Origin of the sequence: Bacillus sp. CH140a_4T (assembly GCF_008923725.1) — a bacterium.
GTDB lineage: Bacteria > Bacillota > Bacilli > Bacillales > Bacillaceae_G > Bacillus_A.
This window is the reverse complement of the sequence record NZ_WBPF01000012.1, coordinates 1-24,815: the sequence shown is the minus strand read 5'-3', so window position 1 is coordinate 24,815 and position 24,815 is coordinate 1. Positions and strand designations below refer to the sequence as shown.

The following is a 24,815-nucleotide window of genomic DNA, read 5'->3' as shown; positions in this document are numbered from 1 at the left end:
GACGAGTTTCTTCTATAGTAATACAAAATCAATAAAACTAAAATCCAGAAACTGTAAAAAGAATTCTGTGGGATGAAAACTTGAAATTCTTTAAAGTGCCATGTATAATAGCAAAAGTAGAGAAAAGCAGATGCAAACAAAAAGATGCTTGCATCTAGACGAATAACATTGTATAATAGACAATGTTGGTCTTTGACTGCGATGAAGTGGAAGGTTGCTGACACACCCGGCCGCTTTGCCATGGCATGGTGTGGGGAAATTTCCATGGAGAAGGTCTATTTTAGAAATAGGCGAACGAAGGAGGGAAAATAATGGCAAAAGAAAAAATTCGTATCCGTTTAAAAGCTTATGATCACCGTATTCTTGATCAATCAGCTGAGAAAATTGTAGAAACAGCTAAGCGTTCTGGGGCAACAGTTTCTGGTCCGATCCCATTACCGACTGAGAAGACTATTTACACAATTCTTCGTGCTGTTCATAAGTACAAAGATTCTCGTGAGCAATTCGAAATGCGCACACACAAACGTTTAATCGATATCGTGAGTCCTACTCCACAAACAGTAGATTCATTAATGCGTTTAGACTTACCGTCTGGTGTAGATATCGAAATCAAACTATAATTCATATAACTTAAAAATGTAGGAGGTGTAACTCATGACCAAAGGAATCTTAGGAAGAAAGATCGGTATGACTCAAGTATTTGCTGAGAACGGTGAGTTAATCCCAGTAACAGTTATCGCTGCTAATCCAAACGTTGTTCTTCAAAAGAAAACAACTGAAACTGATGGCTACAATGCAATCCAGTTAGGATTTGAAGATAAACGTGAAAAGTTAACTAACAAACCTGAACAAGGCCACACTGCTAAAGCATCTACAACTCCTAAGCGCTTCATTCGCGAAATCCGCGATGCAGACGTGGACGGATTAGAGGTTGGTCAAGAGGTAAAAGTTGAAGTTTTCGCTGCAGGTGAAATCGTTGACGTAACAGGAATTTCTAAAGGTAAAGGTTTCCAAGGTGTTATCAAACGCCACGGACAATCTCGCGGACCTATGTCTCATGGTTCTCGCTATCACCGTCGTCCAGGTTCAATGGGCCCAGTTGCTCCGAACCGTGTATTCAAAGGCAAAAAACTTGCTGGACGTATGGGTGGAGACCAAGTTACTATCCAAAACTTAGAAATCGTTCAAGTTGACACTGAGCGCAACTTATTACTAGTAAAAGGTAACGTTCCAGGTGCTAAGAAATCTCTTGTAGTTGTTCAAGGCGCTGTGAAGGTTAGCAAATAATTCACAATAGGAAGGAGGAATTCCAATGCCAAAAGTTACTGTATATAACCAAACTGGTTCACAGGTTGGTGAAATCGAATTAGCTGAAGCTATTTTCGGTATCGAACCAAATGAAGCTGTACTTTTCGAAGCTGTAATGATGCAACGTGCATCTTTACGTCAAGGTACACACAAAGTAAAAACTCGTTCTGAAGTTCGTGGTGGTGGTCGTAAACCATGGCGTCAAAAAGGAACTGGACGTGCTCGTCAAGGGTCTATCCGCTCTCCTCAATGGCGTGGTGGTGGTACGGTATTCGGACCTACACCAAGAAGCTATGCGTACAAACTTCCTAAGAAAGTTCGTCGTTTAGCAATCAAATCTGCATTAGCTACTAAAGTAGTTGAGAACAACATTGTAGTTCTTGAAGACCTAGTGTTAAATGCACCAAAAACAAAAGACATGCTAGCAGTACTTAAAGGATTAACTGTTGAGAAGAAAGCTCTTATCGTAACTGCTGATGCAAACGAATCTGTAGAGTTATCTGCTCGCAATATCCCTGGAGTAACAGTAATCACTGCTGATGGCGTAAACGTTTTAGACGTGCTTCATCATGATAAGCTAATCATGACAAAAGCGGCAGTGGAAAAAGTAGAGGAGGTGCTTGCATAATGAGAGATCCTCGTGATATCATTAAGCGCCCAGTTATCACTGAACGTTCTATGGAAATGATGGCTGAAAAAAAATACACGTTCGATGTGGACGTTAAATCTAATAAAACAGAAGTTAAAGATGCTCTTGAAGCGATCTTTGGTGTTAAAGTAGAAAAAGTGAACATCATGAACTACAAGCCGAAAGCAAAACGCGTTGGTCGTCACGCTGGTTTTACTAGCCGTCGTCGTAAAGCAATCGTTAAGCTAACTGCTGACAGCAAAGAAATCGAAATCTTCCAAGGCGTTTAATTCTTACTAAAGAAGGAGGGAAATTGAGATGGGAATTAAAAAGTATAATCCAACTACTAACGGTCGTCGTAATATGACTACGAATGATTTCGCTGAAATCACGACTGACAGACCCGAAAAGTCATTACTTGCTCCTTTAAGCAAGAAGGCTGGTCGTAATAACCAAGGTAAAATCACTGTACGTCATCAAGGTGGCGGACATAAGCGTCAATACCGTATCATCGACTTTAAGCGTAACAAAGATGGAATTCCAGGACGCGTTGCTACGATCGAATACGATCCAAACCGCTCTGCGAATATCGCATTAATTAACTACGTTGACGGTGAAAAACGTTACATTCTTGCTCCTAAATCTTTAGAAGTAGGTATGGAAGTTATGTCTGGCCCAGAAGCTGACATCAAAATCGGTAACGCATTACCATTAATCAACATTCCAGTAGGTACTGTTGTTCATAACATCGAGCTTAAGCCTGGTCGTGGCGGACAATTAGTTCGTTCTGCTGGTACATCTGCTCAAGTACTTGGTAAAGAAGGTAAATACGTACTTGTACGTTTAACTTCTGGTGAAGTACGTCTTGTATTATCTGCTTGTCGCGCTTCAATCGGTCAAGTAGGTAACGAACAACACGAACTTATCAAGATCGGTAAAGCAGGTCGCTCTCGCTGGTTAGGTAAACGCCCAACAGTTCGTGGTTCTGTAATGAACCCGGTTGATCACCCACACGGTGGTGGTGAAGGACGTTCTCCAATCGGACGTAAGTCTCCAATGTCTCCATGGGGTAAACCAACTCTTGGATTCAAGACTCGTAAGAAAAACAAAGCGTCTGACAAATTCATCGTTCGTCGTCGTAAAAAATAATGGGATTGTAGTACGGTTCATTTCTAGAACCGTACGCCAATCACGAAGGGAGGCACCAAAATGGCTCGTAGCTTAAAAAAAGGACCATTTGTCGATGATCACTTAATGAGCAAAATGGAAAAATTAGTTGCATCTGAGCAAAAACAAGTTGTTAAAACTTGGTCTCGCCGTTCAACAATCTTCCCTCAGTTCATCGGACACACAATCGCTGTATATGATGGTCGTAAACACGTACCTGTGTACATCACTGAGGATATGGTTGGCCATAAGTTAGGTGAATTCGCACCAACTCGTACGTATAAAGGTCACCTTGCTGACGATAAGAAAACTAGAAGATAATGAGAGGAGGCACTTCAATGCAAGCTAAAGCAGTAGCGAGAACAGTTCGTATTGCTCCTCGTAAAGTTCGTTTAGTAGTAGACTTAATCCGAGGTAAGCAAGTGGGTGAAGCGATTGCTATCCTTAACCACACACCAAAAACTGCTTCTCCAGTTGTAGAGAAAGTTTTAAAATCTGCAATCGCAAATGCAGAGCACAATTATGAGATGGATATTAACAACCTAGTTGTTGAAAAAGTTTTCGTTGACGAAGGTCCAACGTTGAAACGTTTCCGTCCACGTGCAATGGGTCGTGCAAGCCAAATTAACAAACGCACAAGCCACATCACAGTTGTGGTATCAGAAAAGAAGGAGGGATAATCGATGGGTCAAAAGGTTAATCCAATTGGTCTTCGTGTCGGCGTTATCCGTGATTGGGAATCTCGTTGGTTCGCAGAGAAAGATTACGCTACATTATTACATGAAGACATCAAAATCCGTGAGTACATTACTGTACGCTTAAAAGATTCTGCTGTTGCTAAAGTAGAAATCGAACGTGCAGCAAATCGTGTAAATGTTACAATTCACACTGCAAAACCTGGTATGGTAATTGGTAAAGGTGGTACTGAAGTTGAAGCACTTCGTAAAGCACTTAACCAATTAACAGGCAAGCGTGTACACATCAACATTTTAGAAGTTAAGAGAGCTGATCTTAACGCTAAATTAGTAGGCGAAAACATCGCTCGTCAATTAGAAAACCGTGTATCATTCCGTCGTGCACAAAAGCAAGTTATTCAACGTGCTATGCGTGCAGGTGCTAAAGGTATTAAAACACAGGTTTCTGGTCGTCTTGGCGGAGCTGATATCGCTCGTGCAGAATCTTACAGTGAAGGAACTGTTCCACTTCATACACTTCGCGCTGATATTGACTATGCAGCAGTTGAAGCTGATACAACATACGGTAAATTAGGCGTAAAAGTATGGATCTACCGTGGAGAAGTCCTTCCTACAAAAAAGAAAGCTTCTGAGGAAGGAGGAAAATAATATGTTAATGCCAAAACGCGTAAAATATCGTAGAGAGCATCGTGGTAAAATGCGTGGTCGTGCAAAAGGTGGAACTGAAATTGCTTTCGGTGAATTCGGTTTACAAGCACAAGCTGCTTCATGGATTACAAACCGTCAAATCGAAGCTGCTCGTCGTGCAATGACTCGTTACATGAAACGTGGCGGTAAAGTATGGATTAAAATTTTCCCTTCTAAACCTTACACTGCAAAACCTCTAGAAGTACGTATGGGTTCCGGTAAAGGGGCACCAGAAGGCTGGGTAGCAGTAGTAAAACCTGGGAAAATTATGTTCGAAATCGCGGGTGTATCTGAAGAGGTAGCACGCGAAGCATTACGTCTTGCAGCTCACAAGTTACCTGTGAAATGTAAATTCGTAAAACGTGAAGAAAATGGTGGTGAATCTAATGAAAACTAATGATATTCGTGAATTAACCACTGCCGAAATCGAAACAAAAGTTAAAGCTTTAAAGGAAGAATTGTTCAATCTTCGCTTCCAACTTGCTACAGGACAATTAGAGAATCCAACTCGCATTCGTGAAGTGCGTAAAGCAATTGCTCGTATGAAAACTGTAGTTCGTGAAAGAGAGATCGGAATTAATCGATAAATTGAGGGGAGGTTTGCATAGTGAGCGAACGTAACCAACGCAAAGTTTATACTGGTCGTGTTGTGTCTGACAAAATGGACAAAACGATTACAGTTTTAGTTGAAACTTACAAAACTCATTCCTTGTACGGAAAACGTGTTAAGTATTCTAAGAAGTACAAAGCCCATGATGAGCAAAACCAAGCGAAACTTGGCGATATCGTTAAAATCATGGAAACTCGCCCGCTTTCTGCTACTAAGCGTTTCCGTTTAGTTGAAATCGTTGAAGAAGCGGTTATTATCTAAATAGACGAATCGGAATTTTTAGTCCGAAGGGAGGTTTCATAACATGATCCAACAAGAATCTCGTTTGAAAGTTGCTGACAACTCTGGTGCACGTGAACTTTTAACAATTAAAGTATTAGGCGGCTCTGGTCGTAAATATGCTAACATTGGTGACATTATCGTTGCTACGGTAAAACAAGCAACACCAGGTGGCGTTGTTAAAAAAGGTGACGTTGTTAAAGCAGTAGTGGTACGTACGAAGAGCGGAGCTCGTCGTCCGGACGGTTCTTATATCAAATTTGATGAAAACGCAGCGGTTATCATCAAAGACGATAAGAGCCCACGTGGTACTCGTATCTTCGGACCAGTAGCTCGTGAATTACGTGATAGCAACTTCATGAAGATCGTTTCTTTAGCTCCAGAAGTTCTATAATTTAAGGTATTGCCTTGCTAAGGAGGTGCAGAATTAAGATGCATGTAAAAAAAGGTGATAAAGTACAGGTAATCACTGGAAAAGACAAAGGAAAACAAGGCGTTATCCTTGTGGCTTTCCCAAAGCAAAACCGTGTTATCGTTGAGGGTGTTAACATCGTTAAAAAACACTCTAAGCCATCTCAATTAAATCCACAAGGTGGAATTATTACTAAAGAAGCACCTATTCACGTTTCTAACGTTATGGTTTTAGATCCGAAAACAGGTGAACCTACTCGTGTAGGCTTCAAAGTAGAAGATGGTAAAAAAGTTCGTATTGCAAAAAAATCTGGTGAATTATTAGATAAATAATTTTCTTAAGAAAGGAGGTCACTTCATTGAATCGCCTTAAAGAGAAGTTCCAAAAGGAAATTACTCCTGCTCTAGTGAGCAAGTTTAACTATAAATCTGTGATGGAAGTACCGAAAATCGAAAAGATCGTAATCAACACTGGTGTTGGTGACGCGGTATCTAACTCAAAAGCTTTAGACAATGCAGTAGAAGAATTAACACAAATCGCAGGTCAAAAACCTGTTGTAACTCGTGCTAAAAAATCAATCGCTGGTTTCCGTCTTCGTGAAGGTATGCCAATCGGTGCGAAAGTAACTTTACGCGGCGAGCAAATGTATGAGTTCTTCGACAAATTAGTATCAGTTTCTTTACCACGTGTACGTGATTTCCGTGGTGTTTCTAAGAAATCATTCGATGGTCGTGGGAACTACACATTAGGTGTTAAAGAGCAACTTATCTTCCCTGAGATCGATTATGATAAAGTAAGCAAAGTCCGCGGTATGGACATCGTAATCGTTACTACAGCGAAAACTGATGAAGAAGCTCGTGAACTGTTAACACAATTCGGTATGCCATTCCAAAAATAATGGAAGCCAACGCTAAGTAGAGGAGGCGAAAACGTGGCTAAAAAATCTATGATAGCGAAACAAAAGCGTACTCCTAAGTTTAAAGTACAAGAGTATACACGTTGCGAACGCTGCGGTCGTCCGCATTCTGTATACCGCAAATTTAAGCTTTGCCGTATTTGTTTCCGTGAACTTGCATATAAAGGTCAAATTCCTGGTGTTAAAAAAGCTAGTTGGTAAAACCCACAAATGGGAAGGAGGTAAAACACATGGTGATGACAGATCCAATTGCAGACATGCTTACTCGCATCCGTAATGCGAACATGGTACGTCATGAGAAATTAGAGGTTCCTGCTTCTAAAATCAAAAAAGAGATCGCTGAACTTTTAAAACGTGAAGGTTTCATTCGTGATGTAGAATACATCGAGGATAACAAACAAGGTATCCTTCGTATTTTCCTGAAATATGGTGCAAACAATGAACGTGTAATCACTGGATTAAAACGTATCAGTAAACCTGGCTTACGCGTTTACGCTAAAGCTGATGAAGTACCACGTGTACTTAACGGATTAGGTATCGCTCTTGTTTCTACATCTAAGGGAGTAATGACAGACAAAGACGCTCGTCAATTACAAACTGGTGGAGAAGTAGTAGCATACGTTTGGTAATATATATTTAAAACGAACGGAGGTGTGACCACATGTCTCGTATTGGTAAAAAGATTCTTGAAATCCCTGCAGGTGTTACTATTACAATTGCAGAAGACAATACTGTAACAGTAAAAGGCCCTAAAGGTGAATTAACTCGTAAATTCAATGCTGATATGTCTATCAAAATTGAAGAAAATACACTAACAGTTGAGCGTCCATCTGAACAGAAGGAACACCGTGCATTACACGGTACAACTCGTGCTTTAATCGGAAACATGGTTGAAGGTGTAACTACAGGTTTCGCACGCGGACTTGAATTAGTCGGTGTAGGTTACCGTGCTCAAAAACAAGGAGATAAACTTGTATTAAGCGTAGGTTATTCTCATCCAGTAGAAATGACTCCGGAAGCAGGTCTTGAAGTTGAAGTACCTGTACCAACTAAAATCGTAATCAAAGGTATCGACAAGCAACGTGTTGGCGAATTTGCTGCTAACATCCGTGCTGTACGTGCTCCTGAGCCTTATAAAGGTAAAGGTATTCGTTACGAAGGCGAAGTTGTTCGTCGTAAAGAAGGTAAAACTGCTAAGTAAACCCGTTAGGTGAGAGAAAGGAGTGACAAGAATGATCACTAAAGCTGATAAAAATGCGACTCGTAAGAAAAGACATGCACGTGTACGTGCTAAACTTACTGGTACTGCAGAACGTCCACGTTTAAACGTGTTCCGTTCTAACCAACATATTTACGCTCAAGTTATTGATGATGTAAATGGTGTAACGTTAGTAAGTGCATCTACTCTTGATAAAGACCTTGCTCTTAACGGTACTAGCAATACTGAAGCTGCTACGAAAGTAGGAGAATCAGTTGCTAAGCGTGCTGTAGAGAAAGGCGTTAAAGAAGTAGTATTCGATCGCGGTGGTTACTTATACCATGGCCGTGTTAAAGCTCTAGCTGAGGCTGCTCGTGAGGCTGGATTACAATTTTAATGGTCAAAGGAGGGAAAATTGATGCATCGCATTGACCCAAGTAAATTAGAACTTGAAGAACGTGTAGTTACGATAAATCGTGTCGCGAAAGTTGTTAAGGGTGGTCGTCGTTTCCGCTTTGCTGCACTAGTTGTAGTTGGCGATAAAAACGGTCATGTTGGATTCGGTACTGGTAAAGCACAAGAGGTACCAGACGCAATCCGCAAAGCTATCGAAGACGCTAAGAAAAACTTAATCGCTGTACCATTAGTTGGTACAACAATTCCACACACAATCAACGGTCACTTTGGAGCTGGTGAAGTATTCTTAAAACCTGCTGCTGAAGGTACTGGTGTTATTGCTGGTGGACCTGTTCGTGCGGTACTTGAATTAGCTGGTGTACAAGATATTCTTTCGAAATCTCTTGGTTCTAACACACCAATCAACATGATTCGCGCTACTGTGAACGGATTAAGCGAACTTAAGCGCGCTGAAGATGTTGCAAAATTACGCGGTAAATCTGTAGAAGAGCTACTAGGTTAAGGAGGGAAAACAAATGGCGAAAAAGTTAGAAATTACCCTCACTCGTAGTGTAATTGGTCGTCCACAAGATCAACGTGCGACGGTAGAAGCTTTAGGTCTTAAAAAGTTGAATTCAACTGTAGTTAAGGAAGAAACTCCTGCTATTCTTGGTATGATCAACAAAGTTTCTCACCTTATAACTGTAAAAGAAGCTTAAGGATAACTCATTAATATAAGGAGGTGCCTGGGAATGAAACTTCATGAATTAAAACCTGCAGAAGGTTCTCGTAAAGTACGTAACCGTGTCGGTCGTGGTATCGGTTCTGGTAACGGTAAAACTGCTGGTAAAGGTCATAAAGGACAAAACGCACGTTCTGGTGGCGGTGTTCGTCTTGGCTTCGAAGGTGGTCAAACTCCATTATTCCGTCGTTTACCAAAACGCGGCTTCACAAACATTAACCGTAAAGAGTTTACTATTGTAAACTTATCAACGTTAAATCGTTTTGAAGATGGTACAGAAGTAACACCTGAATTATTGCTGGAAACTGGCGTTATCAGCAAGTTAAATGACGGTGTTAAAATTCTTGCAAGCGGCGCAGTAGAGAAAAAATTAACTGTTAAAGCGCACAAGTTCTCTTCAAGTGCTAAAGAAGCAATTGAAGCAGCTGGCGGATCAGTTGAGGTGATCTAATGTTTCGTACAATCTCCAACTTTATGCGCGTTGCTGAGATAAGACGTAAAATATTATTCACTTTAGCGATGTTAATCGTATTCAGGATTGGCACGTTTATCCCAGTGCCATTTACAAATGGAGACGTACTGAAAGCACAAGATCAATTAAATGCCTTAGGTATCCTAAATACATTTGGCGGTGGCGCCTTGAAAAACTTCTCCATCTTCGCGATGGGAATCATGCCGTATATTACAGCATCCATCATCGTGCAATTATTGCAGATGGATGTTGTTCCTAAATTTTCGGAATGGTCGAAGCAAGGCGAAATGGGCCGTCGTAAACTAACGCAATTCACGCGTTACTTTACAATTGTTCTTGCGTTTATTCAGGGGTTTGGTATGTCAATTGGTTTTAACGGTATGGTAGGTGGGCAATTAATTTTGAATCCTGGTTGGAGCACTTATTTATACATTGCTACGGTACTGACTGCTGGTACTGCATTTTTAATGTGGTTAGGTGAACAGATTACAGCTAAAGGTGTAGGTAATGGTATTTCCATCCTTATCTTTGGCGGTATTGCCGCAGCGATCCCAAGTGTTATATCTCAAGTGTATCAACAACAGTTTCAAAATATCGGAGATCAATTGTTCATGAGTATCGTTAAAGTTGCATTGATCTTACTAGCTGTGCTAGCGGTTATTGTTGGTGTTATTTTCATTCAACAGGCTGTTAGAAAGATTCCAATTCAATATGCGAAGCGTGTAACAGGAGGGAATGGGAATCATGCTGGAGCACAAAACACTCATTTACCGCTTAAGGTAAATAGTGCGGGTGTTATTCCAGTCATTTTTGCTGTTTCATTCTTAATTACGCCTCCAACTATTGCACAGTTCTTCCCGAATCATGATGTATCGCAGTGGATCATTGCAAACTTTAACTATTCTCACCCAGTGGGAATGATCATATATGTTGCGCTCATTGTAGCCTTCACATATTTCTATGCGTTTGTTCAGGTTAATCCAGAGCAAATGTCAGAGAACCTAAACAAACAAGGTGGATATGTTCCAGGTATTCGTCCGGGTAAGAATACGGAACAATATCTAACAAAAATCTTGTATCGTTTGACCTTTGTAGGATCAATTTTCCTAGCAGCGATTGCAATCTTACCAGTTATCTTTACGAAATTGGGAAATCTTCCTCCATCTGCACAGATTGGTGGAACGAGTATGTTAATCGTTGTCGGCGTTGCTTTAGAAACAATGAAGCAGCTAGAAAGCCAACTGGTAAAACGCCATTACAAAGGGTTTATCAAGCAATGAGTAAGTGGGAAGAATCGTCTTCCCTACATGCTCATGTACTCTGAGGGGGAACAAGGATGAACTTAATTTTAATGGGGCTTCCTGGTGCTGGTAAAGGTACACAAGCCGAACAGATTGTTGCCAAGTATAACATCCCTCACATTTCAACAGGAGATATGTTCCGTGCAGCTATGAAGGCTGAAACTGAAATGGGTCTACAAGCAAAATCTTTTATTGATAAAGGTGCACTTGTTCCAGATGAAGTTACAATCGGAATCGTTCGTGAACGTTTAAGTCAAGAAGACTGCGTAAGAGGTTTCTTACTAGACGGTTTCCCACGAACTGTTGCACAAGCATCAGCTCTTGAAGAGATTATGAAAGATCTTGGTAAAAAAATCGACTATGTTTTAAACATTAATGTGGATTCAGGGTTGTTATTAACACGCCTTACAGGCCGTCGCATTTGTAAAGAGTGCGGTGCGACTTACCACTTAGAATTCAATCCACCAGCAAAAGCTGATGTGTGCGATAAATGTGGTGGCGAATTATATCAACGCTCTGATGACAATGAAGAAACTGTGGCAAATCGTTTAGATGTAAATATTAAGCAAACAAAACCTTTGCTTGATTTCTACGAGGAGCTTGGTTACTTACAAAGCATTAATGGTGAGCAAGATATCAATAAAGTATTTGCTGATATCGATGTTCTCATCGGAGGCTTAGCGTAATGATCATCTGCAAAACTCCTCGCGAGATAGAAATCATGCGAGAAGCTGGCAGGATCGTTGCTTTAACTCATCAAGAGTTGAAACAGCATATTACTCCAGGAATTACAACGAAAGAGCTCGATCAAATAGCGGAAAAGACGATTCGAAAATATGGTGCTACGCCATCTTTTAAAGGATACAACGGATTTCCGGGGAGCATATGTGCTTCTGTAAATGAAGAGCTTGTACACGGAATTCCAGGGAAGCGCAAGCTCGAAGAGGGCGATATCATCAGTATCGATATTGGTGCGAAATACAATGGGTACCATGGAGATTCTGCATGGACGTATCCAGTTGGAAACATTTCTGAATCTGTTCAAAAGCTACTTGATGTCACAGAAAAATCGTTGTATCTTGGTCTAGAACAAGTAAAACCAGGCGAAAGATTATCAAATATCTCACATGCGGTTCAAACCCATGCTGAAGAGAATGGGTTCTCGATCGTTAGGGAGTATGTTGGTCACGGAATCGGGCAAGACTTACATGAGGACCCTCAAATCCCGCACTATGGTCCACCAAATAGAGGCCCTAGATTAAAGCCGGGAATGGTCATCTGTGTTGAGCCGATGGTGAATCAAGGAAGACGATATGTAAAAACACTATCTGATGACTGGACAGTGGTAACGGTAGATGGTAAATGGTGTGCACACTTTGAGCACACGATTGCTCTTACAGAAGCAGGATACGAAATCCTTACCACTTTATAAGTAGCTGGCTCTCCGGGATTTCAGAGCAGTGTAAAATGTTACTGATTTGAAGAAGGGAGAACTATTGAATGGCTAAAGATGATGTAATTGAAGTCGAAGGTACCGTTCTTGAAACGTTGCCAAATGCTATGTTCAAAGTAGAATTAGAGAATGGGCATGTCGTATTGGCTCACGTTTCTGGTAAAATCCGTATGAACTTCATTCGTATTTTACCAGGAGACAAAGTTACGGTAGAATTATCTCCGTACGATTTAAATCGTGGTCGTATTACGTACCGTTTTAAATAATATAGCACTCCGTAATCTTTAAGGAGGTTCGAGACATGAAAGTAAGACCGTCAGTTAAACCAATCTGCGAAAAATGTAAAGTTATTCGTAGACGTGGAAAAGTAATGGTTATTTGTGAAAACCCTAAACATAAACAAAAACAAGGTTAATCAGAAGGAGGTGCATTCAGAATGGCACGTATCGCAGGTGTAGATATTCCTCGAGACAAACGCGTTGTTATTTCTTTAACTTACGTATTCGGCATTGGTCGCACAACTGCTGAAAAAATTCTAACTGAAGCTGGTATTTCTTCAGAAACACGAGTTCGTGATTTAACGGAAGACGAACTAGGACGTATCCGTGATATCATCGATCGTATTAAAGTTGAGGGAGACCTTCGTCGTGAAGTATCTCTTAACATTAAACGTCTAATGGAGATCGGTTCTTACCGTGGTCTTCGTCACCGTCGTGGTTTACCAGTTCGTGGTCAAAACTCTAAAAACAATGCTCGTACACGTAAAGGTCCACGTCGTACAGTAGCAAATAAAAAGAAATAATAAGTAAAGGAGGTTGAACTAACAATGGCACGTAAAACAAACACTCGTAAAAAACGTGTGAAAAAGAATATTGAAGCTGGTATAGCTCATATTCGTTCTACTTTCAACAACACAATCGTAACACTTACAGATACTCATGGTAACGCACTTTCTTGGTCTAGTGCTGGTGCACTTGGTTTCCGTGGATCTCGTAAGTCTACTCCATTCGCTGCGCAAATGGCTGCTGAAGCTGCTGCTAAAGTTGCAATGGAGCACGGTTTAAAAACTTTAGAGGTTACTGTTAAAGGTCCTGGTGCTGGTCGTGAAGCTGCAATTCGTGCTCTTCAAGCTGCAGGTCTAGAAGTAACAGCAATTAGAGATGTTACTCCAGTTCCTCATAATGGATGTCGTCCACCAAAACGTCGTCGTGTGTAATTTTTCTGTATAGAATTTTCCCTTTTGTCTATAATGGATATGATGCATTATCGAGAAATTTCGTACAGAAACATCGCTTGTTGTGCACAATCGGGAACTGCCTAAGGGGGACTTTCGGTTAGACAGGGGGTATCCCTTTGTTTAACCGGGGTTTCGACGTTTTGAAGGAGGGTTTAGTTAATGATTGAAATCGAAAAGCCGAAAATCGAAACGGTTGAACTTAACGAAGATGCTAAATATGGTAAATTCGTAATTGAACCGCTTGAGCGTGGATATGGTACTACTTTGGGTAACTCCTTACGTCGTATTCTTTTATCCTCACTCCCTGGTGCCGCTGTTACTGCTATCCAAATCGATGGCGTATTACATGAATTTTCAACAGTTGAGGGCGTAGTAGAAGACGTTACGACGATCATCTTAAACTTGAAAAAGTTAGCTCTTAAAATCTACTCTGAAGAAGAGAAGACGTTGGAAATTGATGTGCAGGGCGAAGGTATTGTCACAGCTGCTGATATTACTCATGATAGTGATGTAGAAATCTTAAATCCAGATTTACACATTGCAACGTTAGCAAAAAATGCGCATTTCCGCATGCGTTTAACTGCAAAGCGTGGCCGTGGGTATACGCCAGCTGATGCAAATAAAAGCGAAGATCAACCAATAGGAGTAATTCCTATTGATTCTATTTATACTCCAGTATCACGTGTGACTTACCAAGTGGAAAAGACACGTGTCGGACAAGTGGCTAATTATGATAAGCTTACGCTTGATGTATGGACGGATGGAAGCATCGGGCCAAAAGAAGCTATCTCTTTAGGTGCCAAAATCTTAACTGAGCATTTAAATATCTTTGTTGGTTTAACTGATGAAGCACAAAATGCTGAGATTATGGTCGAGAAGGAAGAAGATCAAAAAGAGAAAGTTCTTGAGATGACTATCGAAGAACTAGATCTTTCTGTTCGTTCTTATAATTGCCTAAAACGTGCAGGAATTAATACTGTACAAGAGCTTGCGAACAAAACAGAAGAAGATATGATGAAAGTTCGTAACTTAGGACGTAAATCCTTAGAAGAAGTTAAACATAAACTTGAGGAATTAGGTTTAGGTTTACGTAAAGACGACTGAGGATTTAAACCCATCAACAAAGGAGGGAACTACGAATGGCATACAGAAAATTAGGCCGTACAAGTGCGCAACGTAAAGCTATGTTACGTGATTTAGCTACTGATTTAATTATCAACGAGCGCATCCAAACGACAGAAACTCGTGCAAAAGAACTTCGTTCTGTAGTGGAAAAAATGATCACTTTAGGTAAACGCGGAGATCTTCACGCTCGTCGTCAAGCAGCAGCTTTCATTCGCAATGAAGTAGCTAACGCTGAGACTGGTCAAGATGCACTTCAAAAATTATTCGCTGATGTAGCTCCACGCTATGCTGAGCGCCAAGGCGGATACACTCGTATTGCAAAAATTGGTCCACGTCGCGGAGACGCAGCACCAATGGTAATTATCGAGTTAGTATAATGATAATTAAAAGGGCAGGACAGTTCTTTTCAAGAAACTGGTCATGGCCCTTTTTTTTAAATATAAAAATAGGCTAACTTGGCGAAGGAAAGGGTGCCTTGTATTGAAAAAAGAGAAACTTCGGACAGAAAATATATCATTTCAATATCCTGGGGCAGCCACTTATGCATTAAAAGATGTTTCATTTTCCTTGTATGAGGGAGAATGGGTATCTGTTATTGGACAAAACGGTTCAGGGAAGTCTACACTTGCAAAATTATTGAATGGTTTGTTTTTGCCGGAAGCAGGGACTATTATAGTAAATGATACAATGGTTTTATCTGAGGAAACGGTATGGGATGTTCGAAAACAAATTGGGATGGTATTTCAAAATCCAGATAATCAATTTGTTGGAACGACAGTGCAAGACGACGTTGTCTTTGGCTTAGAGAATATCGGAATGCCAAGAGAGAAAATGGTAGAAAGATTAGATCAGGCCCTCAAACTTGTCCGTATGGAAGATTTTCTTAATGATGAACCTCATTCGTTATCTGGTGGGCAAAAGCAGCGAGTGGCAATAGCAGGCGTTTTAGCACTTCAGCCATCTATTTTGATATTAGATGAAGCAACGTCAATGCTAGATCCTCAAGGGAGACGTGAAGTAGTAGAAACGGTTAGACAACTTGTTAATCAAAAAGGTATTACCGTATTATCAATTACGCACGATTTAGAAGAAGCGGCACAATCAGACCGTGTAATTATTTTAAATAAGGGAGAAATATTAGAGGAAGGGACTCCAAAGCAAATCTTCAAGTCCTCTCATATGCTCCAAGAAATTGGATTAGATGTACCCTTTTCAGTGAAAATAGCAGAATTATTAAAAAGAAATGAAATTCTCTTGCAAAATACGCATCTTACAATGGAAAGCTTGGTGAACGAACTTTGGAGATTACATTCCAAAAAGTAGAACATCGTTATCAATATAAAACTCCATTTGAAAGACGCGCACTTTATGATGTAGACGTGTCGTTTCCAAGTGGGGGCTATTATGCCATTATCGGTCATACTGGTTCAGGTAAGTCGACGATGATTCAACATTTAAATGGTTTATTGCAGCCGACGAATGGCACAGTTCAAATTGGTGAACATTTCATTTCGGCAGGAAAGAAAGAAAAAAAGCTAAAGCCACTACGTAAGAAGGTAGGGGTTGTCTTTCAATTCCCAGAACATCAGTTGTTTGAAGAGACTGTGGAGAAGGATATTTGTTTCGGCCCTACTAATTTTGGGGTATCTGTAGAAGAAGCGAAGCAAAAGGCAAGAGAGGCAATTGAACTTGTAGGGTTAGAGCCAGAACTGTTAACACGTTCACCGTTTGAGTTAAGTGGTGGGCAAATGAGGCGTGTTGCGATAGCGGGTGTATTGGCGATGGAACCCGAAGTGCTTGTATTAGATGAACCTACAGCAGGACTAGATCCAAAAGGGCAGAATGAACTTATGGAGATGTTTTATAAGCTGCATAAGGAAAAAGGTCTTACAGTTATCCTAGTAACACATAATATGGAGGATGCTGCTAAGTATGCGGAGCAGATTGTAGTCATGCATAAAGGAACGGTCTTTTTGCAAGGAAGTGCAGAGGAAGTATTTTCACATGCTGATGAACTAGAGAAAATTGGCGTGGATCTTCCTATGTCTTTAAAGTATAAACGTGCAATTGAAGAGAAGTTTGGCATTTCAATCCCAAAGGCTACCTTATCTTTAGAGGATCTTACTCATGAAGTTGTGCAGGTGTTACGAAAAGGTGGTCATGAATCATGCAGCAGTTGATTATTGGAAGATATATTCCAGGGAAGTCTCTTATTCATCAACTTGACCCACGTACGAAGCTGCTGATTGTCTTTTTATATGTATTTGTTGTTTTCTTAGCAAATAATGCGATTTCATATGGATTTTTATTTTTATATGCACTCATTGCTTTATTTTTTGCAAAAGTGCCGATTCGTTATGTACTTTCGGGCTTAAAACCAATTCTATGGATTTTTCTTTTTACATTTTTCCTGCATATTTTTACAAATAAAGAAGGGGAAGTACTATTCCAGCTTGGTTGGTTTTCGATACATGAAAAAGGATTAGAGCAAGGGATATACATTTCTATACGATTCTTCGTTATTATTTTAATGACGACATTATTAACGTTAACGACGACACCTATTGAGATTACAGATGGTTTGGAGACGTTATTAAAGCCGTTGAAGCGTATAAAAGTTCCTGTTCATGAAATCGCATTAATGATGTCAATCTCTCTTCGTTTTATTCCAACATTAATGGATGAAACGAGTAAAATAATGAAGGCACAATCGTCACGTGGTATTGATTTCGCAGGAGGACCGATAAAAGATAGGATGAAAGCTATTATCTCACTACTCGTTCCTCTATTTATCAGTGCTTTTAAGCGTGCTGAGGACTTAGCGATTGCTATGGAAGCACGTGGGTATCAAAATGGCGAAGGACGTACTAAATTTAGGCAACTACGCTGGAAAACAAGCGATACAGTAACGATTATAAGCTTACTTTGTTTAGCTTGTATTTTGGCATGGGTGCGATTGTAATGGAGAATAGAGAAATGGATAGAATAAAATGTACGGTTGCATATGATGGCATGCATTTTTGTGGTTATCAAATTCAGCCGCAGCGTCGTACTGTTCAACAAGAGATTGAGAAAGCTTTGCAGAAATTGCATAAAGGAGAACTTGTTCGTGTTCAGGCATCGGGCAGAACGGATTCTACCGTTCACGCCAAAGGACAAGTCATACACTTTGATACACCGTTGTCTCTTGAAGAGTGGCAATGGAGTAACGCATTAAACACAATGTTGCCAGATGATATTGTTATCAGACAGGTAGAGAAAAAAACAGAAGAATTTCATGCGCGTTACGGTGTCGAGAGAAAAGAATATCGTTATCGTGTATTATTATCAAAGACTGCGGATGTATTCCGTAGAAATTACGTATATCAATATCCATATCCACTCGAAATAAACTCTATAAGCAAAGCGATCCCTTATTTTATCGGAACGCATGATTTCACTTCTTTTTGTTCGGCAAAAACTGACAAAAAAGATAAAGTGAGAACAATTTATGAAATTGAGCTAATTGAGCAAGATGATGAATTAATTTTTCGTTTTGTAGGTAATGGATTTTTATATAATATGGTCAGAATTATTGTTGGTACGTTACTTAGCGTAGGACAAGGAAAGCTTGATCCGGATAGCATTCCAGAGATTTTAGCGAAGCAAAATCGTCAGTTTGCTGGAAAGATGGCTCCAGGTCATGGTCTTTACTTATGGCAGGTAAACTATAACAACTAATCCTGGTGTAACATTTGCTTGACATTAGAAACTCAAAAGTATATCATAACATATGGTATTGTTTCTAAAACCACGATTAGCCCCGGAAGGAAATCGTGTTTAAGATAAACAATAGATTTTTTCTATGGAAAAGATAACGAGGAGGGAAACACATGCGTACGACTTTTATGGCAAAAGCTAACGAAGTTGAGCGTAAATGGTATGTGGTTGATGCTGAAGGTCAAACTTTAGGTCGCCTATCTACTGAAGTAGCATCTATTTTACGCGGTAAAAACAAACCTACATTTACACCACACGTTGACACGGGTGATCATGTAATTATTATTAACGCTGAGAAAATTCATTTAACAGGTAATAAATTAAACGATAAAATTTACTACCGTCACACTAACCACCCAGGTGGACTTAAACAAAGAACAGCTCTAGAAATGCGTACAAACTACCCTGTACAAATGTTAGAGCTTGCAATTAAAGGCATGCTTCCAAAAGGACGCTTAGGCCGTCAAGTTTCTAAGAAACTAAACGTGTATGCTGGAGCAGAGCATCCACACCAAGCACAAAAACCAGAAGTTTACGAACTTCGCGGATAATTAATTAAAGGAGGGCTTACTTTGGCACAGGTTCAATACTATGGCACTGGACGTCGTAAGAGTTCAGTAGCGCGCGTACGCCTAGTTCCAGGCGAAGGACGCGTTATCATTAACGGTCGTGATTTTGAAAACTATATCCCATTTGCTGCATTACGTGAAGTAGTGAAACAACCTCTAGTTGCAACAGAAACTTTAGGTAACTACGATGTACTTGTAAACGTAAATGGTGGTGGATACACTGGTCAAGCTGGTGCTATTCGTCACGGTATTTCTCGCGCTTTATTAAAAGCTGATCCAGAATACCGTCTAACACTAAAACGTGCAGGTCTATTAACTCGTGACGCACGTATGAAAGAGCGTAAAAAATACGGTCTTAAAGGCGCACGTCGTGCACCTCAGTTCTCAAAACGTTAATTTTTGCGAACTACAAACCCCAACCATTTTGGTTGGGGTTTTTTTATGTTTCATTCCTCTTTTGGAATTTTTGTAGTTTGGAATATTTTAGTGCTATCCTCTCGCGTATGCTTCTTCTTTAGAAGTTTAGACTAATACGTATTAGGGAGGTTTATAAGTGCTATGAATGTCATTGTCAGCTTACAAGAAAAACAAAAAGAAAAGCAGCTGAAATATGAACGGAAGATGCTGCGAGAATTATCATTAAAAACATTACGTTCAAATATTAGAGATGCCTTTCAGATGCAGGAACTTCATCGTCAGTATGAAGATTACTGTATTGAATTAGGGATAGAATCGTATTTATTAGGAGCGAGATACAGTAAGTTTGGTTATTATGGTGAATCATTCTTTGATGTGAAATATAGAGCCTTAGAAGAAGAGCAACAATTAACGGAAACACTATTTCAATTTTTAACGAGCATGACTATGAGGGAAATTAAGTTACAAGATGAGGAATTACTTTTTGAATCTTGTCAGCAGTTTATTGGCTTATGGTGGCAGGAAGGATATGAAAAAGGTGAAAGAAGATATCGATTAAAGCTTCATTAAGACAAGCATAAACTTTCCTCTTGTCCCATATAAGTAATTAGAGGGACTAGCTGGAGGAGGAAAGGTATGAAGAGAATTCGAATTATCTCTTTTGCACTCGCTGCGGTTGTTTTGTTTTTTTTAGTCAAACAAGAATTTCAAATTACAAAATCGTGGCGAGCTTGGAATTTACCCTTATCAGGGAAGGTGATTGTATTAGATGCTGGGCATGGTGGACCAGACGGAGGGGCTGTTGGTGGAAAAGATATTATAGAAAAAGATATTACGCTTGAGATTACAAAGAAGGTACAAGATTATTTACAAGAACAAGGTGCACTAGTTATTTTAACACGTGAGGGAGATTATGATTTAGCGAAGAAAGATACAAAATCATATAGTAGACGTAAAGCAGAGGATTTAAAAAAGCGCGTAGAGATTATTAATAAACCTGATGTAGACTTTTTTGCGAGTATTCATTTAAATGCTTTAACTAGTAGTGGATCAAAAGGAGCACAAACGTTCTACTACCGTTCTTCGATTGAAAATGAACGTGCTGCCAAATTTATACAAGCTGAATTGAGAACGAGTTTAGAGAATACGAATCGTTCTGCTAAAACAATTTCTCATGTGTATTTATTAAAGTATGCGAAAACACCAGGTGCTTTAATTGAAGCTGGGTTTTTATCGAATGTAAACGAAAGGTATATGTTAAATTCGGAGAAATATCAGCAAAAGGTAGCGGCTGCAGTGTATCGTGGTATATTACGCTATTTCACGGAAAAAGGAAATCCTCCAGAATAAGGAGGATTTTTTGAGTTTCTCTCGTTAACGAAGTTTTCCGAAAATATGTTATACTGGAAATGTAAACGCATTTATTTAAAAATAAAGAGAGATACATTTAATTAACATTACGTTATTTTTCATACAGGGGGCTGGGCTAATCATGGTAACGAAAGAGCAAGTAGTGGAAGCGTTAGAAGGGGTTGTAGATCCGTTTTTACATAAAACGTTAAAAGAAACAAGGGCAATTAAAGAGGTAACAGTTAAGCCTGAGAAGGAACATGTAAGTGTTAAAATTGCAATCGTAAAAACTGGTACAGCGGAACAAATGCAATTGCAATCTGGAATTGTAAAGTTAGTGAAAGAATTAGGAGCAGCAACAGTAGGGCTTCGCTTTGCAGAATTTACAGAAGAGGAATTAGCTCAGTTTGCACCGGAACAAGAAGAAGAGCAAATTGAATCTTTATTGTCACCAAATTCAAAAACAACATTTTTAGCAGTGGCGAGTGGAAAAGGTGGAGTAGGGAAATCAACAGTTTCTGTTAACCTTGCCATTGCGCTAGCTCGGTTAGGAAAAAAGGTTGGTATCATTGATGCTGATATTTATGGTTTTAGCGTACCGGATATGATGGGGATAGAAAAACGACCTGTTGTAAGAGGGGATAAGATAATTCCAGTGGAGCGTCTAGGTGTAAAGGTAATCTCAATGGGGTTCTTTGTAGAAGATAATGCACCGGTTATTTGGAGAGGGCCTATGCTTGGGAAAATGTTAAATCATTTCTTTACAGAAGTAGAATGGGGAGATTTAGACTATTTAGTTTTAGATTTACCACCGGGTACAGGTGATGTTGCGCTAGACTTACATTCGATGTTGCCGGCTTGTAAAGAGATTATTGTCACAACGCCGCATCCAACAGCGGCATTTGTAGCAGCGCGTGCTGGAGCTATGGCTTTACGTACAGAACATAGTATTCTTGGTGTTGTTGAAAATATGGCGTATTTTGAAAGTAAAACAACTGGTGAAAAAGAATATGTTTTTGGAAGAGGTGGAGGAGATAAATTAGCTACAGAACTTCAAACAGAAGTACTTGGCCGAATCCCGCTTCAACAACCTGATTGGAATAAGGAAGACTTTGCACCGTCAGTATATGAAGATACACATACGACGGGTCTTATTTATCGTACGATAGCTGAGACAGTAATTGATAAAATAGCTGTCGCGCAAAAATAAAATAATAATGAGTGGACGATACATATATTGTCCGCTCATTATTATAATTATTTTTTTTACTGCTGCTCCTTTTTACTGTCTTGGGAACCACTTTCATCGCCTGCTTCTTTTTTATCAGATCCACTTTTTTCGGCCTTTTGTACACCTTTACTAATAATATCAATCATCTTAGCTTGGAAGAGTGGGCTTTCAGCAGTTTCTGTTAGTACTTGTTGTAAATATTGGCGGTATTCTTTGCTCTTCATTGTTTGTAACATCATTTTTTCTACTTCAGGGTTTTTCATAATTTCTATAACGCCTGCTTGATATTCAGGGTCTTTTAATAATGTTTTCATTAAGGTTGTTTGTTCTTTCCCCATACTTTTAGCGAATTTCGATGAGAACTCAGGGTCTTTAAAGAGCTTCTCCCAGAATTGTTGCCCTTTGTCGGATACCAATGCATCTTCAATCGTTTTCTTTACTACTGTTTCATCTAGTATGAGTGCTTGTTTCATCTTTTCATCAGTTAACACATCTTGAATGGCTTTCTTACCTTGATCGGTTTTTAAAATATCAACAATCATTTTCTTCGTTTGATCATAATCAAGTTCAGACTTTGCTTCTTTTTCTTGTGCACATGCTACAAGTACAAAAAATAGAAAAGAAGAAGTCAAAACGAGCAGAATCCGTTTCATAAGTTGGAACTCCTTTCAGCACAGTTCTCTCTTTTTAATATAAATATCTTTAAGGAATTTATACATGAACATGGCTAGCTTTTTGAAATTGTCATTGATACAATTTGATTAGAAATATAAGGATAATGGGGGATGTGTTGTGAATAGCCGCAAGTGGGTACGACTATTTTTTACGACGTTGTTTCTTGGTGGGATTAGTACGGTCATTATTGGGTTTTTTTTAGAGTGGGACAAGTACGCTAAATTTTTTCAAAATTTCGACGCAAAGGAGATTTTAGCAGTTTCCTTCTGGTTGATGGGCGTAGGATTTATTTTTAGTGTTATAAGTCAAATGGGGTTCTTTGCCTATTTAACAATCCATCGTTTTGGACTAGGGATGTTCCGGTCACCTTCTTTATGGAATGCAGTTCAGCTCTTTTTTATTGCATTCGTTTTATTTGATTTCGTGTATTTAAGATCTGTATTGATTGCAAACGGGGAAGTTTCACTAGGGAATAACATACTTGTTGCTGGTGTATTATTTGTATTTGGGGCCATTGTTGCTTATATAAAAAGTAAAGAAACGAACAAAAAGGCATTCGTGCCCGCTTTGTTCTTTATGGTTGTTGTAACAATTCTTGAGTGGGTACCAGCTCTTCGGATTAACGATACAGATTGGTTATATTTAATGGTGATACCACTTTTATTATGTAATGCATATCAGTTACTTATATTACATCGTTTAATTGGAAAGACGAGTAAGTCGGCCTAATTAAGAGAGGTTTTACGCAGGGTAGTTGTATGAATGGAAAAGCTCTATTACCTGAATGAAAGGTAGTAGAGCTTTTTATGTGTGAAGAATTATTGTACATCTTCACTTTTCGTACTTGTGTTGGAAATAAGTTGTGATACGGATATTTGCTCATAGCCGTCACTCTTTAATTTTTGCAGAAGCAGTGGTAAAGCTTTATTTGTTTGAAGGGCAGAATCGGATGCATGTAATAAGACGATATCTCCACCTTTTAAATTATTAGAGACGGTGGAAACGATATTGTTTACGCCAGGGTTTTTCCAGTCGTTTGAGTTATTACTCCAATGAACGACAGTGTATCCGAGTGATTCTGCTATTTTAAGTGTTGCTTTGTTAAAGTCTCCACTAGGTGGACGTAATAGTTTGATTTGTTTCACACCGAGTTTTGTAAACACATCTTGTGCTCGCAAAAGATCTCTTCGTATTTCATTTGTCTCTAGAGAAGTGTAGGACGTGTAATTGTACCCCATACTACCGATTTCATGTCCATCTTTTATGATGCGTTCAACAACATCAGGGTGTCTTTCTGCCCATGCAGCAGAAAGGAAGAAAGTAGCATTCTTAATATCTCTTTCTTTAAGTGTATCAAGGATTGGAATTGCTTTTTTGTCTCCCCAACTAATATCAAACGTGAATGCAACTTGTTTTTTAGAGGTGTCGCCTTTGTAAATGACTTTAGGTCCTGTAGCAGTTGAAAAAGCAGACTCGTGTGAATATGTTTTCAAAAAGAGTAGCCATGCTGTAAATAAGGAAAGTATCACTATTAAGCTAATGTGTTTAAAGTTTCTTTTACTCGTAATAAAAAAGAAAAACATAATATTACGCCCCTTTGTCCAATCCTTTTCAGTTACATATATGCTGTAAATATAAAAAAGAGAACAAGGGATTAATATCGTAAGTAGTGGATATAATGGATGATAGAATAAAATGAGCGGAACGTTAATTGCTCTGTAAGAAATGATTGAGGTGATGAGTTGCTTGGGTTTATGTTAACGAAAGAAGAGAAAAAAGAAATGGAATACATATTGAAGAGAGAGTTAGAAGAACTTTTATTTGATTTTGAAGATGAACGTATTCATAACGTTGTAAAAAAAGCGATGGAAGAGAGATATAAAATCATTTTTTGTTTGTTTCGAAGAGTCGCTAATGCAGAGGAATGTATTCGTTATGTAAGAAAAAGAACTTTTTATTAAAAAGTGTTGACGTTAATAGTTATTATATGATAAATTAATAACCGTCGCTAATGCGGAAACGCAGAAAACGACAAAAAAGAAAATGAAAAACTTAGTTGACATTGAAAAATGAAGATGTTAACATAAGGGAGTCGCAAATGAGCGACCAAGTAGTTCTTTGAAAACTGAACGAAACAAACAACGTGAAACGTCAATTTTTATTTTTAGATGCTAGACAAACTAACTTT

At 39.2% G+C, this 24,815-nt stretch carries 43 protein-coding genes; 41 read left to right on the top strand and 2 right to left on the bottom strand.

The features are described 5' to 3' along the window. Window positions 1-311: 311 nt before the first annotated feature. The 39 genes from rpsJ to F8162_RS08265 all read left to right on the top strand — a co-directional run bounded on the left by rpsJ (window position 312) and on the right by F8162_RS08265 (window position 21,931). Window positions 312-620 (top strand): 30S ribosomal protein S10, encoded by a 309-nt coding sequence (gene rpsJ, locus F8162_RS08455; protein ID WP_001040595.1) that lies wholly within the window; start codon window positions 312-314, stop codon window positions 618-620. Between the two features lie 34 nt (window positions 621-654). Beyond that, entirely contained in the window at window positions 655-1,287 is a 633-nt protein-coding gene (rplC, locus tag F8162_RS08450; RefSeq protein WP_000160209.1) for a 50S ribosomal protein L3, read from the top strand. 25 nt (window positions 1,288-1,312) lie between these two features. After that, window positions 1,313-1,936, top strand: coding sequence for a 50S ribosomal protein L4 (rplD, locus tag F8162_RS08445; RefSeq protein WP_001127258.1), 624 nt, complete (start codon window positions 1,313-1,315; stop codon window positions 1,934-1,936). After that, entirely contained in the window at window positions 1,936-2,226 is a 291-nt protein-coding gene (rplW, locus tag F8162_RS08440; protein ID WP_001205558.1) for a 50S ribosomal protein L23, read from the top strand. The genes rplD and rplW overlap by 1 nt, the downstream gene beginning before the upstream one ends. Before the next feature lie 28 nt (window positions 2,227-2,254). Further along, the gene (gene rplB / locus F8162_RS08435) at window positions 2,255-3,085 is read left to right on the top strand and encodes a 50S ribosomal protein L2 (RefSeq protein ID WP_000511583.1); all 831 of its coding nucleotides are present in this window, start codon (window positions 2,255-2,257) and stop codon (window positions 3,083-3,085) included. A gap of 60 nt (window positions 3,086-3,145) precedes the next feature. After that, window positions 3,146-3,424 (top strand): 30S ribosomal protein S19, encoded by a 279-nt coding sequence (gene rpsS, locus F8162_RS08430; protein WP_000124454.1) that lies wholly within the window; start codon window positions 3,146-3,148, stop codon window positions 3,422-3,424. 17 nt (window positions 3,425-3,441) lie between these two features. Beyond that, entirely contained in the window at window positions 3,442-3,783 is a 342-nt protein-coding gene (rplV, locus tag F8162_RS08425; RefSeq protein ID WP_001148024.1) for a 50S ribosomal protein L22, read from the top strand. A gap of 3 nt (window positions 3,784-3,786) precedes the next feature. Continuing rightward, on the top strand, window positions 3,787-4,446 hold the full coding sequence (gene rpsC, locus F8162_RS08420; RefSeq protein ID WP_000529958.1) for a 30S ribosomal protein S3: 660 nt from the start codon (window positions 3,787-3,789) through the stop codon (window positions 4,444-4,446). Window position 4,447: 1 nt separating this feature from the next. Beyond that, the gene (gene rplP / locus F8162_RS08415) at window positions 4,448-4,882 is read left to right on the top strand and encodes a 50S ribosomal protein L16 (RefSeq protein ID WP_000928969.1); all 435 of its coding nucleotides are present in this window, start codon (window positions 4,448-4,450) and stop codon (window positions 4,880-4,882) included. Then, complete coding sequence (rpmC, locus tag F8162_RS08410; protein ID WP_000855718.1) at window positions 4,872-5,072, top strand: 50S ribosomal protein L29; 201 nt, start codon at window positions 4,872-4,874, stop codon at window positions 5,070-5,072. Before rplP ends, rpmC begins: the two co-directional genes overlap by 11 nt. Window positions 5,073-5,092: 20 nt before the next feature. Then, a complete protein-coding gene (gene rpsQ, locus F8162_RS08405; protein ID WP_000004106.1) occupies window positions 5,093-5,356 on the top strand; it encodes a 30S ribosomal protein S17 in 264 nt (87 codons plus the stop codon). Window positions 5,357-5,399: 43 nt separating this feature from the next. Further along, entirely contained in the window at window positions 5,400-5,768 is a 369-nt protein-coding gene (rplN, locus tag F8162_RS08400; RefSeq protein WP_000615912.1) for a 50S ribosomal protein L14, read from the top strand. A gap of 38 nt (window positions 5,769-5,806) precedes the next feature. Then, window positions 5,807-6,118, top strand: coding sequence for a 50S ribosomal protein L24 (gene rplX / locus F8162_RS08395; protein ID WP_000558201.1), 312 nt, complete (start codon window positions 5,807-5,809; stop codon window positions 6,116-6,118). Between the two features lie 26 nt (window positions 6,119-6,144). Further along, complete coding sequence (gene rplE / locus F8162_RS08390; RefSeq protein WP_001080829.1) at window positions 6,145-6,684, top strand: 50S ribosomal protein L5; 540 nt, start codon at window positions 6,145-6,147, stop codon at window positions 6,682-6,684. 33 nt (window positions 6,685-6,717) lie between these two features. Further along, the gene (rpsN, locus tag F8162_RS08385) at window positions 6,718-6,903 is read left to right on the top strand and encodes a 30S ribosomal protein S14 (protein WP_001085700.1); all 186 of its coding nucleotides are present in this window, start codon (window positions 6,718-6,720) and stop codon (window positions 6,901-6,903) included. A gap of 29 nt (window positions 6,904-6,932) precedes the next feature. Continuing rightward, complete coding sequence (gene rpsH, locus F8162_RS08380; protein ID WP_000245511.1) at window positions 6,933-7,331, top strand: 30S ribosomal protein S8; 399 nt, start codon at window positions 6,933-6,935, stop codon at window positions 7,329-7,331. A 32-nt stretch (window positions 7,332-7,363) separates the two neighbouring features. After that, on the top strand, window positions 7,364-7,903 hold the full coding sequence (gene rplF / locus F8162_RS08375; protein WP_000086553.1) for a 50S ribosomal protein L6: 540 nt from the start codon (window positions 7,364-7,366) through the stop codon (window positions 7,901-7,903). 31 nt (window positions 7,904-7,934) lie between these two features. Then, window positions 7,935-8,297, top strand: a complete 363-nt coding sequence (rplR, locus tag F8162_RS08370) for a 50S ribosomal protein L18 (RefSeq protein ID WP_000628818.1) — start codon at window positions 7,935-7,937, stop codon at window positions 8,295-8,297. A 21-nt stretch (window positions 8,298-8,318) separates the two neighbouring features. Then, window positions 8,319-8,819 carry a 30S ribosomal protein S5 gene (gene rpsE / locus F8162_RS08365; RefSeq protein WP_000554646.1) on the top strand — a complete coding sequence of 167 codons (501 nt, stop codon included), beginning with the start codon at window positions 8,319-8,321 and terminating at the stop codon, window positions 8,817-8,819. 13 nt (window positions 8,820-8,832) lie between these two features. Beyond that, complete coding sequence (gene rpmD / locus F8162_RS08360) at window positions 8,833-9,015, top strand: 50S ribosomal protein L30 (RefSeq protein WP_001085231.1); 183 nt, start codon at window positions 8,833-8,835, stop codon at window positions 9,013-9,015. A 33-nt stretch (window positions 9,016-9,048) separates the two neighbouring features. After that, entirely contained in the window at window positions 9,049-9,489 is a 441-nt protein-coding gene (rplO, locus tag F8162_RS08355; RefSeq protein ID WP_000766083.1) for a 50S ribosomal protein L15, read from the top strand. Beyond that, window positions 9,489-10,790, top strand: coding sequence for a preprotein translocase subunit SecY (gene secY / locus F8162_RS08350; protein ID WP_000490119.1), 1,302 nt, complete (start codon window positions 9,489-9,491; stop codon window positions 10,788-10,790). The genes rplO and secY overlap by 1 nt, the downstream gene beginning before the upstream one ends. Before the next feature lie 56 nt (window positions 10,791-10,846). Continuing rightward, entirely contained in the window at window positions 10,847-11,497 is a 651-nt protein-coding gene (locus F8162_RS08345) for an adenylate kinase (RefSeq protein ID WP_001048998.1), read from the top strand. Beyond that, entirely contained in the window at window positions 11,497-12,243 is a 747-nt protein-coding gene (gene map / locus F8162_RS08340) for a type I methionyl aminopeptidase (RefSeq protein WP_000582542.1), read from the top strand. The genes F8162_RS08345 and map overlap by 1 nt, the downstream gene beginning before the upstream one ends. A gap of 68 nt (window positions 12,244-12,311) precedes the next feature. Then, window positions 12,312-12,530 carry a translation initiation factor IF-1 gene (gene infA, locus F8162_RS08335; RefSeq protein WP_001029884.1) on the top strand — a complete coding sequence of 73 codons (219 nt, stop codon included), beginning with the start codon at window positions 12,312-12,314 and terminating at the stop codon, window positions 12,528-12,530. 35 nt (window positions 12,531-12,565) lie between these two features. Continuing rightward, window positions 12,566-12,679 (top strand): 50S ribosomal protein L36, encoded by a 114-nt coding sequence (gene rpmJ, locus F8162_RS08330; protein WP_000868344.1) that lies wholly within the window; start codon window positions 12,566-12,568, stop codon window positions 12,677-12,679. A gap of 21 nt (window positions 12,680-12,700) precedes the next feature. Next, window positions 12,701-13,066, top strand: a complete 366-nt coding sequence (gene rpsM, locus F8162_RS08325; RefSeq protein WP_000090790.1) for a 30S ribosomal protein S13 — start codon at window positions 12,701-12,703, stop codon at window positions 13,064-13,066. A 24-nt stretch (window positions 13,067-13,090) separates the two neighbouring features. Then, window positions 13,091-13,480 carry a 30S ribosomal protein S11 gene (gene rpsK / locus F8162_RS08320; RefSeq protein WP_000101797.1) on the top strand — a complete coding sequence of 130 codons (390 nt, stop codon included), beginning with the start codon at window positions 13,091-13,093 and terminating at the stop codon, window positions 13,478-13,480. A 180-nt stretch (window positions 13,481-13,660) separates the two neighbouring features. Further along, window positions 13,661-14,605, top strand: a complete 945-nt coding sequence (locus F8162_RS08315) for a DNA-directed RNA polymerase subunit alpha (RefSeq protein ID WP_000569644.1) — start codon at window positions 13,661-13,663, stop codon at window positions 14,603-14,605. Window positions 14,606-14,640: 35 nt separating this feature from the next. Then, a complete protein-coding gene (rplQ, locus tag F8162_RS08310; protein WP_000331490.1) occupies window positions 14,641-15,003 on the top strand; it encodes a 50S ribosomal protein L17 in 363 nt (120 codons plus the stop codon). 103 nt (window positions 15,004-15,106) lie between these two features. Further along, complete coding sequence (locus F8162_RS08305) at window positions 15,107-15,949, top strand: energy-coupling factor ABC transporter ATP-binding protein (protein WP_046958114.1); 843 nt, start codon at window positions 15,107-15,109, stop codon at window positions 15,947-15,949. After that, the gene (locus F8162_RS08300) at window positions 15,925-16,806 is read left to right on the top strand and encodes an energy-coupling factor ABC transporter ATP-binding protein (protein WP_000406519.1); all 882 of its coding nucleotides are present in this window, start codon (window positions 15,925-15,927) and stop codon (window positions 16,804-16,806) included. Before F8162_RS08305 ends, F8162_RS08300 begins: the two co-directional genes overlap by 25 nt. Further along, window positions 16,794-17,588, top strand: a complete 795-nt coding sequence (locus F8162_RS08295) for an energy-coupling factor transporter transmembrane component T family protein (RefSeq protein ID WP_151630227.1) — start codon at window positions 16,794-16,796, stop codon at window positions 17,586-17,588. Before F8162_RS08300 ends, F8162_RS08295 begins: the two co-directional genes overlap by 13 nt. Before the next feature lie 14 nt (window positions 17,589-17,602). Then, on the top strand, window positions 17,603-18,346 hold the full coding sequence (gene truA / locus F8162_RS08290) for a tRNA pseudouridine(38-40) synthase TruA (protein WP_151630228.1): 744 nt from the start codon (window positions 17,603-17,605) through the stop codon (window positions 18,344-18,346). 152 nt (window positions 18,347-18,498) lie between these two features. Next, window positions 18,499-18,936, top strand: coding sequence for a 50S ribosomal protein L13 (rplM, locus tag F8162_RS08285; protein WP_001260795.1), 438 nt, complete (start codon window positions 18,499-18,501; stop codon window positions 18,934-18,936). Between the two features lie 21 nt (window positions 18,937-18,957). Further along, window positions 18,958-19,350, top strand: coding sequence for a 30S ribosomal protein S9 (gene rpsI, locus F8162_RS08280; protein WP_000079986.1), 393 nt, complete (start codon window positions 18,958-18,960; stop codon window positions 19,348-19,350). 162 nt (window positions 19,351-19,512) lie between these two features. After that, entirely contained in the window at window positions 19,513-19,941 is a 429-nt protein-coding gene (locus tag F8162_RS08275; protein ID WP_001101006.1) for a YbaK family protein, read from the top strand. Between the two features lie 66 nt (window positions 19,942-20,007). Continuing rightward, window positions 20,008-20,721 (top strand): N-acetylmuramoyl-L-alanine amidase CwlD, encoded by a 714-nt coding sequence (cwlD, locus tag F8162_RS08270; protein ID WP_151630229.1) that lies wholly within the window; start codon window positions 20,008-20,010, stop codon window positions 20,719-20,721. A 142-nt stretch (window positions 20,722-20,863) separates the two neighbouring features. Continuing rightward, complete coding sequence (locus tag F8162_RS08265) at window positions 20,864-21,931, top strand: Mrp/NBP35 family ATP-binding protein (RefSeq protein ID WP_151630230.1); 1,068 nt, start codon at window positions 20,864-20,866, stop codon at window positions 21,929-21,931. 56 nt (window positions 21,932-21,987) lie between these two features. Here the strand turns inward: F8162_RS08265 and gerD are convergent, their stop codons facing one another. Continuing rightward, the gene (gene gerD, locus F8162_RS08260) at window positions 21,988-22,605 is read right to left on the bottom strand and encodes a spore germination protein GerD (RefSeq protein WP_151630231.1); all 618 of its coding nucleotides are present in this window, start codon (window positions 22,603-22,605) and stop codon (window positions 21,988-21,990) included. A gap of 139 nt (window positions 22,606-22,744) precedes the next feature. Between gerD and kbaA the strand changes: the two genes are divergently transcribed. Beyond that, on the top strand, window positions 22,745-23,356 hold the full coding sequence (gene kbaA, locus F8162_RS08255) for a KinB signaling pathway activation protein KbaA (RefSeq protein ID WP_151630232.1): 612 nt from the start codon (window positions 22,745-22,747) through the stop codon (window positions 23,354-23,356). Between the two features lie 89 nt (window positions 23,357-23,445). Here kbaA and pdaB read toward each other — a convergent pair whose 3' ends face one another. After that, complete coding sequence (gene pdaB / locus F8162_RS08250) at window positions 23,446-24,210, bottom strand: polysaccharide deacetylase family sporulation protein PdaB (protein WP_098346203.1); 765 nt, start codon at window positions 24,208-24,210, stop codon at window positions 23,446-23,448. Between the two features lie 159 nt (window positions 24,211-24,369). Between pdaB and F8162_RS08245 the strand changes: the two genes are divergently transcribed. Beyond that, the gene (locus tag F8162_RS08245; RefSeq protein WP_151630233.1) at window positions 24,370-24,588 is read left to right on the top strand and encodes a hypothetical protein; all 219 of its coding nucleotides are present in this window, start codon (window positions 24,370-24,372) and stop codon (window positions 24,586-24,588) included. The last annotated feature ends 227 nt before the right edge of the window (window positions 24,589-24,815 follow it).

Bases quoted from the DNA above. Each gene is read 5' to 3' on its own strand.
- rpsJ (WP_001040595.1), top strand. From the start codon at position 312: ATGGCAAAAGAAAAAATTCGTATCCGTTTAAAAGCTTATGATCACCGT.
- rplC (WP_000160209.1), top strand. From the start codon at position 655: ATGACCAAAGGAATCTTAGGAAGAAAGATCGGTATGACTCAAGTATTT.
- rplD (WP_001127258.1), top strand. From the start codon at position 1,313: ATGCCAAAAGTTACTGTATATAACCAAACTGGTTCACAGGTTGGTGAA.
- rplW (WP_001205558.1), top strand. From the start codon at position 1,936: ATGAGAGATCCTCGTGATATCATTAAGCGCCCAGTTATCACTGAACGT.
- rplB (WP_000511583.1), top strand. From the start codon at position 2,255: ATGGGAATTAAAAAGTATAATCCAACTACTAACGGTCGTCGTAATATG.
- rpsS (WP_000124454.1), top strand. From the start codon at position 3,146: ATGGCTCGTAGCTTAAAAAAAGGACCATTTGTCGATGATCACTTAATG.
- rplV (WP_001148024.1), top strand. From the start codon at position 3,442: ATGCAAGCTAAAGCAGTAGCGAGAACAGTTCGTATTGCTCCTCGTAAA.
- rpsC (WP_000529958.1), top strand. From the start codon at position 3,787: ATGGGTCAAAAGGTTAATCCAATTGGTCTTCGTGTCGGCGTTATCCGT.
- rplP (WP_000928969.1), top strand. From the start codon at position 4,448: ATGTTAATGCCAAAACGCGTAAAATATCGTAGAGAGCATCGTGGTAAA.
- rpmC (WP_000855718.1), top strand. From the start codon at position 4,872: ATGAAAACTAATGATATTCGTGAATTAACCACTGCCGAAATCGAAACA.
- rplN (WP_000615912.1), top strand. From the start codon at position 5,400: ATGATCCAACAAGAATCTCGTTTGAAAGTTGCTGACAACTCTGGTGCA.
- rplX (WP_000558201.1), top strand. From the start codon at position 5,807: ATGCATGTAAAAAAAGGTGATAAAGTACAGGTAATCACTGGAAAAGAC.
- rpsH (WP_000245511.1), top strand. From the start codon at position 6,933: ATGGTGATGACAGATCCAATTGCAGACATGCTTACTCGCATCCGTAAT.
- rplF (WP_000086553.1), top strand. From the start codon at position 7,364: ATGTCTCGTATTGGTAAAAAGATTCTTGAAATCCCTGCAGGTGTTACT.
- rplR (WP_000628818.1), top strand. From the start codon at position 7,935: ATGATCACTAAAGCTGATAAAAATGCGACTCGTAAGAAAAGACATGCA.
- rpsE (WP_000554646.1), top strand. From the start codon at position 8,319: ATGCATCGCATTGACCCAAGTAAATTAGAACTTGAAGAACGTGTAGTT.
- rpmD (WP_001085231.1), top strand. From the start codon at position 8,833: ATGGCGAAAAAGTTAGAAATTACCCTCACTCGTAGTGTAATTGGTCGT.
- rplO (WP_000766083.1), top strand. From the start codon at position 9,049: ATGAAACTTCATGAATTAAAACCTGCAGAAGGTTCTCGTAAAGTACGT.
- secY (WP_000490119.1), top strand. From the start codon at position 9,489: ATGTTTCGTACAATCTCCAACTTTATGCGCGTTGCTGAGATAAGACGT.
- F8162_RS08345 (WP_001048998.1), top strand. From the start codon at position 10,847: ATGAACTTAATTTTAATGGGGCTTCCTGGTGCTGGTAAAGGTACACAA.
- map (WP_000582542.1), top strand. From the start codon at position 11,497: ATGATCATCTGCAAAACTCCTCGCGAGATAGAAATCATGCGAGAAGCT.
- infA (WP_001029884.1), top strand. From the start codon at position 12,312: ATGGCTAAAGATGATGTAATTGAAGTCGAAGGTACCGTTCTTGAAACG.
- rpmJ (WP_000868344.1), top strand. From the start codon at position 12,566: ATGAAAGTAAGACCGTCAGTTAAACCAATCTGCGAAAAATGTAAAGTT.
- rpsM (WP_000090790.1), top strand. From the start codon at position 12,701: ATGGCACGTATCGCAGGTGTAGATATTCCTCGAGACAAACGCGTTGTT.
- rpsK (WP_000101797.1), top strand. From the start codon at position 13,091: ATGGCACGTAAAACAAACACTCGTAAAAAACGTGTGAAAAAGAATATT.
- F8162_RS08315 (WP_000569644.1), top strand. From the start codon at position 13,661: ATGATTGAAATCGAAAAGCCGAAAATCGAAACGGTTGAACTTAACGAA.
- rplQ (WP_000331490.1), top strand. From the start codon at position 14,641: ATGGCATACAGAAAATTAGGCCGTACAAGTGCGCAACGTAAAGCTATG.
- F8162_RS08295 (WP_151630227.1), top strand. From the start codon at position 16,794: ATGCAGCAGTTGATTATTGGAAGATATATTCCAGGGAAGTCTCTTATT.
- truA (WP_151630228.1), top strand. From the start codon at position 17,603: ATGGATAGAATAAAATGTACGGTTGCATATGATGGCATGCATTTTTGT.
- rplM (WP_001260795.1), top strand. From the start codon at position 18,499: ATGCGTACGACTTTTATGGCAAAAGCTAACGAAGTTGAGCGTAAATGG.
- F8162_RS08275 (WP_001101006.1), top strand. From the start codon at position 19,513: ATGAATGTCATTGTCAGCTTACAAGAAAAACAAAAAGAAAAGCAGCTG.
- cwlD (WP_151630229.1), top strand. From the start codon at position 20,008: ATGAAGAGAATTCGAATTATCTCTTTTGCACTCGCTGCGGTTGTTTTG.
- F8162_RS08265 (WP_151630230.1), top strand. From the start codon at position 20,864: ATGGTAACGAAAGAGCAAGTAGTGGAAGCGTTAGAAGGGGTTGTAGAT.
- gerD (WP_151630231.1), bottom strand. From the start codon at position 22,605: ATGAAACGGATTCTGCTCGTTTTGACTTCTTCTTTTCTATTTTTTGTA.
- pdaB (WP_098346203.1), bottom strand. From the start codon at position 24,210: ATGTTTTTCTTTTTTATTACGAGTAAAAGAAACTTTAAACACATTAGC.